This is a genomic window from Aerococcus sp. L_32, assembly GCF_050689315.1.
Genome location: NZ_JBOEQF010000963.1, coordinates 1 through 705, shown reverse-complemented (window position 1 = coordinate 705; position 705 = coordinate 1). Strand labels below are relative to the sequence as shown.

Genomic DNA, 705 nt, shown 5'->3' with positions numbered 1-705 from the left:
TAATAAAATGGTGATTCATATTGGTGGTGTGTATGGCGATAAAGACGCCGCAATTCAACGGTTTATTCAAGTAGCTAATAGCCTTTCTAGTAAGATTCGTCGTCATTTAATCATCGAAAATGATGAACGCTTATTTAATATTGAAGATGTCTTATATATTAGTCAACTCACTCACTTACCTGTTGTATTTGATAACCTACATTTCAATATATTAAAACCTGAAAATAGCCGCAGTATGAAAACCTATATTGAATTAGCCGGTCAAACTTGGACTACTAATGATGGTAGACAGGCTATACACTATAGCCAACAAGCGCTATGTAAAAAACCGGGTGCGCATACTAATACGACCGCACTTAACCCTTTTATCCATTTCATTCAAAATGAATTAAGTGGCCCTATTGATATCATGTTAGAAGTAAAAGATAAAAATCGTTCTGCAGAAAAAATCCAATTATATCTTGACCAAGATATTGGGGCTGCCGAAAAGTTATGGGCACGTTATAAATATGACGTGATGGCAAAGTCTTTAAGTATTTATCAAGCCATTAGAAACCTTTTAAAAGATAAAGAGAACACTGATTTTGAAGCCTTTATCCAATATCTTGAAACTGCTGAAAACTTACCAGAAGATATCGGTAATGAAATAAATGCTGGACAACATATTTGGGGATACTTTAAAAACCAAGCCACCGATACTGAGCG

The 705-nt window shown here is 34.8% G+C and carries 1 protein-coding gene; it reads left to right on the top strand.

Going from position 1 to position 705, the window contains the following annotated elements; genetic code table 11:
* Window positions 1-705 (top strand): DUF1722 domain-containing protein (locus ACRCJ0_RS17640; protein WP_431391448.1); only part of this gene is annotated, 705 nt, incomplete at both ends.